At 74.1% G+C, this 7695-nt stretch carries 7 protein-coding genes; 3 read left to right on the top strand and 4 right to left on the bottom strand.

Annotated features, from left to right (window positions below; genetic code table 11):
* Positions 1–129 precede the first annotated feature (129 nt).
* The 3 genes from PV350_RS42165 to PV350_RS42155 form a co-directional block, all read right to left on the bottom strand.
* Positions 130–1371 carry an HRDC domain-containing protein gene (locus PV350_RS42165; protein WP_500338689.1) on the bottom strand — a complete coding sequence of 414 codons (1242 nt, stop codon included), beginning with the start codon at positions 1369–1371 and terminating at the stop codon, positions 130–132.
* Between the two features lie 79 nt (positions 1372–1450).
* Positions 1451–2113, bottom strand: coding sequence for a response regulator transcription factor (locus tag PV350_RS42160; protein ID WP_018563211.1), 663 nt, complete (start codon positions 2111–2113; stop codon positions 1451–1453).
* A 215-nt stretch (positions 2114–2328) separates the two neighbouring features.
* Entirely contained in the window at positions 2329–2979 is a 651-nt protein-coding gene (locus tag PV350_RS42155) for a DUF3000 domain-containing protein (protein WP_499514594.1), read from the bottom strand.
* Positions 2980–3068: 89 nt separating this feature from the next.
* On the opposite strand from PV350_RS42155, the gene hemE reads away from it, so the two are divergent.
* A complete protein-coding gene (gene hemE, locus PV350_RS42150) occupies positions 3069–4112 on the top strand; it encodes a uroporphyrinogen decarboxylase (protein WP_500338687.1) in 1044 nt (347 codons plus the stop codon).
* A 46-nt stretch (positions 4113–4158) separates the two neighbouring features.
* Here the strand turns inward: hemE and PV350_RS42145 are convergent, their stop codons facing one another.
* Positions 4159–5184: a DUF4349 domain-containing protein gene (locus PV350_RS42145; RefSeq protein WP_499514596.1), complete on the bottom strand. Its 1026-nt coding sequence runs from the start codon at positions 5182–5184 to the stop codon at positions 4159–4161.
* A 126-nt stretch (positions 5185–5310) separates the two neighbouring features.
* On the opposite strand from PV350_RS42145, the gene hemG reads away from it, so the two are divergent.
* Together hemG and hemQ are read left to right on the top strand one after the other, a co-directional pair.
* Positions 5311–6756 carry a protoporphyrinogen oxidase gene (hemG, locus tag PV350_RS42140; protein WP_500338685.1) on the top strand — a complete coding sequence of 482 codons (1446 nt, stop codon included), beginning with the start codon at positions 5311–5313 and terminating at the stop codon, positions 6754–6756.
* 4 nt (positions 6757–6760) lie between these two features.
* Complete coding sequence (gene hemQ, locus PV350_RS42135; RefSeq protein ID WP_500338684.1) at positions 6761–7492, top strand: hydrogen peroxide-dependent heme synthase; 732 nt, start codon at positions 6761–6763, stop codon at positions 7490–7492.
* Positions 7493–7695: the final 203 nt, after the last annotated feature.

The following is a 7695-nucleotide window of genomic DNA, read 5'->3' as shown; positions in this document are numbered from 1 at the left end:
GGAGGGCGGGAGAACCGCCCGCCGCAGGCGCAAACAACCCGCACGCAATCACCCGGGCAGCCCGGCGCAGCCGCCCGCAGGCGCGAACAACCCGCACACGACGACGGGCCGCGAGGGGCACCCCCTGGGTCACACCACCGGCGTTGCCGCGAGCGCCGCCGTGAGGATGGGCGTGGTGAGCTCGACCTGCCAGGCGCGCGCGCCGGCGTCCTGGAGGAAGGCCGACACGGACTCGGGGCTGCGGTCCCGCGGGGGCGCCCAGCACAGGCGGCGGACGGTGTCCGGGGTGATGAGGTTCTCCTGGGGGAGGTTCAGCTGCTCCGCCAGTGCCGAGACCGCCGCCCGCGCCGCGGAGAGCCGGGCCGCGGCGGCCGGGTCCTTGTCGGCCCAGGCGCGCGGGGGCGGGGGGCCGGTGTAGGCGGGGCCGGGCTGCGGGAGGTCGCGCTCGGGGATGCTGCGGGCGTGGTCGATCGCGGCCTGCCACTGCTCCAGCTGGCGCCGCCCCATGCGGTGCCCGAACCCGGGGAGCGCGGCCAGGGCGTGCGCGTTGGGGGTGGCCTCCAGCGACGCGGTGACGATCGCGGCGTCGGTGAGGACGCGGCCGGGGGAGACGTCCCGTTCGCGGGCCAGCCGGTCCCGGAGGTTCCACAGTTCGCGTACGACCGCCATCTGGCGGCGCCGGCGCACCTTGTGCATGCCGGAGGTGCGGCGCCAGGGGTCGACGCGGGGCGGGGGCGGCGGGGCCGCGGCGATGGCCGCGAACTCCTGCAGCGCCCACTCCAGCTTGCCCTGGGCGCGCAGTTCCTCCTCCAGCGCGTCGCGCAGGTCGACCAGGAGCTCGACGTCGAGGGCGGCGTACCGCAGCCACGGCTCGGGGAGCGGCCGGGTCGACCAGTCGACGGCGGAGTGGCCCTTCTCCAGGGCGTACCCGAGGACGTTCTCCACCATCGCGCCGAGCCCGACCCGGGCGAACCCGGCCAGGCGGCCGGCCAGCTCGGTGTCGAACAGCCGGGCGGGCCGCATGCCCGCCTCGTCGAGGCACGGCAGGTCCTGCGTGGCGGCGTGCAGCACCCATTCCGTGCCGTCGAGCGCGGCGCTCAGCGCCGACAGGTCCGGACAGGCGACGGGGTCGATCAGCGCGGTCCCTGCCCCGGTGCGGCGCAACTGGACCAGATAGGCCCGCTGCCCGTAGCGGTAGCCGGATGCGCGCTCGGCGTCGACGGCGACAGGTCCGGAGCCCGCGGCGAAAGCCGCGACGATGTCGGCGAAGGCCTCCGGGCTGGCGGTCACCGGCGGGATTCCCTCGCGCGGGTCCAGCAGCGGGACCGGCGCCGGGGGTGCTTCTGTTGCGGTCTCTCGGGCGTCGGTCACCAGTCAAGAGTATCTGTGTACAGCAGGCGCCCGCCGACGGAACGTTCCGTCGGCGGGCGCACGCGGGATATGACTTCGATCAGTGGATGATGCCGGTACGCAGCGCTACCGCGACCATGCCCGCGCGGTCACCGGTGCCCAGCTTGCGGGCGATCCGGGCCAGGTGGCTCTTCACGGTCAGCGCCGACAGCCCCATGGAGACGCCGATCGCCTTGTTCGACTGGCCCTCCGCGACCAGCCGCAGCACCTCCACCTCGCGGCCGGACAGCTCGCGGTAGCCGCCGCCGTGGCCCGGGGCGCCCGGTGGGCGGCGCTGCAGCCGCTGGCCGGCCGGGCCGAGGGGTACGGCGCCGGGGCGGCCCGGGATGCCGAGGTTGGTGCGGGTGCCGGTGACGACGTAGCCCTTCACACCGCCCGCGAGGGCGTTGCGCACGGCACCGATGTCGTCGGCGGCGGACAGGGCCAGGCCGTTGGGCCAGCCCGCCGCCCGGGTCTCGGCGAGCAGGGTCAGCCCGGAGCCGTCGGGGAGGTGTACGTCGGCGACGCAGATGTCTCGGGGGGTGCCCACCCGGGGCCTGGCCTCGGCGATGGAGGACGCCTCGATCACGTCGCGTACTCCGAGCGCCCACAAGTGGCGCGTGACGGTGGAACGTACGCGGGGATCGGCGACCACCACCATCGCCGTCGGCTTGTTGGGGCGGTAGGCGACCAGGCTTGTGGGGTGCTCGAGAAGAACCGACACCGGGCCTCCTGGGACATTGGCGGGAAGGGTCACAGGTTCCTTCGGCAGCAACTTCGCCCGGCTTTAGAGAATGATCACGACTTGTTTAGTAACAATTCCGGCAATTCGGACGCGCTGTCGACCAGGGTCGATCGAAGGTGTGAAGATCGCGGTCACCGGGTGTCAGACCTTGTTGACGGCGGTAAAGCGAATGGTCAGCGCGGGCACGGCGGCCCTCAGCGCGTCTGCTGCGGACCGCGCCGCTTCGGCAGCGGCACCACCGAGGGGCCGCCCCCCGGCGGGGGGCAGGAGGGGTCAGAGGGCGCCGGCGGCAGTCCCGCGCAGGTGCACACCAGGTCGCACCAGGCCGCCAGGTGGGTGGCCATGTCCGGTACGCCGCCGTTCACGGCGAGCGGCGTCCACGAGGCCCGGATCTCGATGCGGGTGGAGTCCTCCCGCCCGGCCAGGGCGCCGAAGTGGTGCGAGGAACTGCGCGAGACCGTGCCGCCCGCCGCGGTGAAGGCCGCGCCACGGCCCTCCAGGGCACCGGTCAGCCACGACCAGCTCACCTCGGGCAGCAGCGGGTCCGCCGCGATCTCCGGCTCCAGCTCCGCCCGGACGAGGGTGACCAGCCGGAAGGCGCCGTGCCAGCCCTCCTGCCCGTCGGGGTCGTAGAGCAGCACCAGGCGCCCGTCCCCGATCTCCTCGTCGTCGACGACGACCGCCGCTTCCAGGGCGTACGCGTGCGGTGCCAGGCGCTTGGGCGGGGGCACCGGATCGAGCTCCACCTCGTGCCGTACCCGGGCGCGCAGCAGTGCGTCGACCGCGTGCTGGAACGGGAGGGGGGCGTCGTCCCCGTCCGAGAGGTGCCCATGAGCCGCTGCCATGCCCGGAAGCGTAGGCCGAAGGGGGCCCGCAGTGAGGGAGGACACCCGGTCGGGCGGGTCGCCCACTTGGCGCATGCGAAGATTCGGGGGTGAGTGCGCACCAGCAGACCGCTGCTTCCCCCTTCATCCTGGCGTGCCGGCGCCGGCCCGTGCCGCACACCCCCGTGTGGTTCATGCGCCAGGCCGGGCGCTCCCTCCCCGAGTACCTCAAGCTGCGCGAGGGCATGCCCATGCTCGAGTCGTGCATGCGGCCCGACCTCGTCACCGAGATCACGCTGCAGCCCGTGCGGCGGCACAAGGTCGACGCGGCGATCTACTTCAGCGACATCGTGGTGCCGCTCAAGGCCATCGGGCTCGACCTCGACATCAAGCCGGGCGTCGGCCCGGTCGTCGAGCAGCCCATCCGCACGCGGGAGGACCTGCAGCGCCTGCGACCGCTCGACCCGGACGACGTCAAGTACGTCACCGAAGCGATCGGCATGCTCACGGGTGAACTCGGCACGACGCCGCTGATCGGCTTCGCGGGCGCGCCCTTCACCCTGGCGAGCTACCTCGTCGAGGGCGGTCCGTCGCGCAACCACGAGCGCACCAAGGCCCTGATGTACGGCGAGCCCGAGCTGTGGGCGGAGCTCCTTGACCGCCTTGCGGACATCACCTCGGCCTTCCTGAAGGTGCAGATCGAGGCCGGCGCCAGCGCGGTGCAGCTCTTCGACTCCTGGGTCGGCGCGCTCGCCCCCGAGGACTACCGGCGCTACGTCATGCCCGCCTCCGTCAAGGTCTTCCGGGCCGTCGCGGACTACGGCGTGCCCCGCATCCACTTCGGCGTCGGCACCGGCGAGCTGCTCGGGCTCATGGGGGAGGCCGGCGCGGACGTGGTCGGCGTGGACTGGCGCGTCCCGCTGGACGAGGCCGCCCGCAGGGTCGGCCCCGGCAAGGCGCTCCAGGGCAACCTCGACCCCGCGGTGCTCTTCGCCCCGCGCGAGGCGGTGGAGAAGAAGACCCGCGAGGTCCTGTACTCGGCCGGAGCCGCCCCGGGCCACATCTTCAACCTGGGCCACGGCGTCCTGCCCACCACGGACCCCGACGCCCTGACGCGTCTCGTGGACTTCGTCCACACCGAGACGGCCCGCTGACGATGGTGTCCCCGCGCCGCCCGGCGCGGGGACACCGGGTCCGCCGCTACTCCCGCGGCTGTGCCCCGCCGTCGCCCGCACCGATCGGCGCGGGCACGGTCACCGGCTGCGGGGGCGCGGCGACGGGACGCCGGGCGGGCAGCACCCGACGCAGCAGGCGGAAGCCCAGGTAGCCGAGGAGGGCCAGGGCCGCGAACGGGGCCAGCACGGCGAGGGCGACCAGGAGGGCCCGCAGGGTCAGGTAGAAGGCGTGCCAGCCACTGCCGAAGGCGCTGCCCACGGTGGCCCAGAAGCCGTCGTCCTCCTTCTCCGGCGCCTCCTTGACGGCCGGCTCCTGCACCTCCAGCGTGATCGTCGCCATCCCGGTCCGCTCCTTGAGCGAGGCCTGCTGGGCCTCGAGCGCCTCCAGGTCGGCCTGGCGGGAGCTGAGTTCGCTCTCCAGGGAGACGATGTCGCTGAGCCTCGTCGCCCGGTCCATCAGCTCCCGCACCCGCGCCACGCTCGCCCGCTGGGTCTTGAGCCGGCTCTCGACGTCCACGACCTGGCCGGTGACGTCCTGGGCGTTCACCTTGCGGTTGCGCAGCGTGCCCAGCTCCGACAGGTCGTTCAGCACCCGGTCGTAGCCCTCCGGCGGCACGCGGAGCGTGATGGTGGAGTACTCGCGGCCGTCGTCGTCCAGGCTGGTGCTCTCGTTGCCGACGTAGCCGCCCGTGCCCTCCACGAGCGTGCGCGCCTTGGCCACCGCGCCGGAGACGTTCTTGGCCTCGACCGTCAGCGTCGCCGTGCGCACGATGTACGACTGCGCCAGGGTCGGGGTCCGTCCCGCCCCGGTTCCGGAGCCCTTGCCGGTGGCGTTCTTCGCGTCGCCGTCCGCCCCGGTGGCCGCGGTCTGCGCGCCGGGCCGCTCGGCCAGGTCGGGTGCGGCGGCGCCCGCCTTGCCACCCGCCTCGCTGGAACTGCTGTCGGCGCTGTTGTCGGCGCCGCAGCCGGTGAGCGTGAGGGCGGCGGCCAGTGCCAGGGCGCCGAGGACGGCGGCAAGTGGTCTGCGGGCGGTGGTGGTTGACGTGCTCACAGGGCGTCCCCCCGGGTCGTTGCGTCTGTTGCCGATTCGACGCGAGGGGCGCGGGGCGGGTTTCGGGTCCGTGATCCCGAAGAGGTCACGGTTAGGGCTCGTTCCGGCGTCTGAGACAGTGGAGCCATGAGCAATACGCAGCCCCGGGCCGGGCATGTGGTGGTCGTGGGCGGCGGGGTCTCCGGACTCGCCGCGGCGCATTTCCTGCTGGAGGACGGCATGGCACGGGTGACCGTGCTGGAGTCCTCCGGGCGCCTGGGCGGGAAGCTGTACGCGGACGAGATCGCGGGCGTCCCGGTCGACCTGGGCGCCGAGTCCATCCTGGCGCGCCGTCCCGAGGCGGTCGACCTGGCCCGCGCCGTCGGCCTCGGCGACGACCTGGAGGCGCCCGCCACGACGAACGCGGGCCTGTGGACGCGCGGCCGGCTACGCCCCATGCCCAAGGGCGGCGTCATGGGCGTCCCCGGCGACCTCGGCGCACTCGCCGCGTCCGGGGTGCTCTCGGCGGCCGGCCTCGCGCGGCTGCCGCTCGACCACGTCCTGCCCCGCACCAAGGTGGGCGAGGACGTGGCGGTGGGCGCCTACGTCGCCGCCCGGCTGGGCCACGAGGTCGTCGACCGGCTCGTCGAACCGCTGCTCGGCGGGGTGTACGCGGGCAACGCGTACGAGATCTCGCTGCGCGCCGCCATCCCGCAGCTGTACGAGGGCGCGCGCGGCGGCCGCTCGCTGATCGAGGCCGTCCGCGAGAGCCAGCGCAAGGCCGCAGCCGCGCGGCAGGACGGCCCCGTCTTCGCCGGTATCCGCGGAGGCGTCGGGCGGCTCCCCGTCGCCGTCGCCGCGGCCTGCCGGGCCGCCGGTGCCCGCATCGAGACCGACGCCCCGGTGCGGACGCTGCGCCGCACCCCGGGCGGCTGGGAGGTCGCCTTCGACCACGACGGCACCCGCGAGACGCTGTCCGCGGACGCGGTCGTGCTCGCCGTGCCGGCCCCGGCCGCCGCCAAGCTGCTGGCCGCCGAGTCACCGGGCGCCGCCGCCGAGCTCTCGACGGTGGAGTACGCCAGTGTCGCCCTGGTCACCATGGCCTTCCGGCGCCGCGAGATCACCCACGCGCTGCCCGGCAGCGGCTTCCTCGTCCCGCCGGTGGACGGGCGCACCATCAAGGCGTCCACGTTCTCCGCCCAGAAGTGGCACTGGAGCGGCGCCGCCGACCCGGACGTCTACGTCCTGCGCACCTCGATCGGCCGGCACGGCCAGGAGGCCGACCTGGCGTGGGACGACACCGACCTCGTCCGCCTCTCCCGCGAGGACCTCGGCGAGGCCGTCGGGCTCACCGCGGCCCCCGTCGCGGCCCGGGTCACCCGCTGGGACGGCGGCCTGCCGCAGTACCCGGTCGGCCACCTGGCCCGGGTCGCGAGGCTGCGCGAGCACGTCGCGAAACTGCCCGGCCTCGAGGTGTGCGGCGCCCTCTACGAGGGCGTCGGCATCCCGGCCTGCGTCGCGAGCGCGCGCGGCGCGGCCACGCAGGTCCTGGGCACCCTGCGGCGGGCGGCGGAACCGGACGCGGGACAATAGCCCCATGAGCGACTCCACTGCATCCGCCGCCCCCGCCAAGGCCCCCAACGCCGGCAAGAAGGCCAAGGACCTCAACGAGGTCATCCGCTACACCCTCTGGTCGGTGTTCCGGCTGCGCGACGTCCTGCCCGACGACCGCACCCGCTACGCGGAGGAGGTGGAGGAGCTCTTCGAGCAGCTCGCCGAGAAGGACGTCACGGTCCGCGGCACGTACGACCTGTCCGGGCTGCGCGCCGACGCGGACGTCATGATCTGGTGGCACTCCGAGACCGCCGACGCCCTCCAGGACGCGTACAACCGCTTCCGCCGCACCATGCTGGGGCGCCTGCTGGAGCCCATCTGGTCGAACATGGCCCTGCACCGCCCGGCGGAGTTCAACAAGAGCCACATCCCCGCCTTCCTCGCCGACGAGACGGCCCGCGACTACGTCTCCGTCTACCCCTTCGTCCGCTCCTACGACTGGTACCTCCTCCCCGACGAGGACCGCCGCCGCATGCTGGCCGACCACGGCAAGATGGCGCGGGGCTACCCGGACGTGCGGGCGAACACGGTGGCGTCGTTCTCGCTGGGCGACTACGAGTGGATCCTGGCCTTCGAGGCGGACGAGCTGCACCGCATCGTGGACCTGATGCGTCATCTGCGGGCCTCGGAGGCACGTATGCACGTCCGCGAGGAGGTGCCGTTCTACACGGGCCGTCGTAAGTCGGTGGCGGATTTGGTGGCGGGTCTGGCCTGAGGTCCGGCTCCGCGGGGGCTTTCCGGGGTGGCGGGTGCCGGGCGGAGTCCGGCGGGCCGGTCGAAGCCCGGGAGGCCCCTTGGGGCCGAGCGGTGCGAGGGCGGCTGTGGGGGAGGGGCCACGGGCCGTCGTAAGTCGGTGGCGGATCTGGTGGCGGGTCCGGCCTGAGGTCCGGCTCCGCGTGGGCTTTCCGGGGTGGCGGG

It is taken from the genome of Streptomyces sp. PA03-6a, from assembly GCF_033792765.1.
Classification (GTDB): Bacteria; Actinomycetota; Actinomycetes; order Streptomycetales; family Streptomycetaceae; genus Actinacidiphila.
This window is presented reverse-complemented; position numbering and strand designations above follow the sequence as displayed.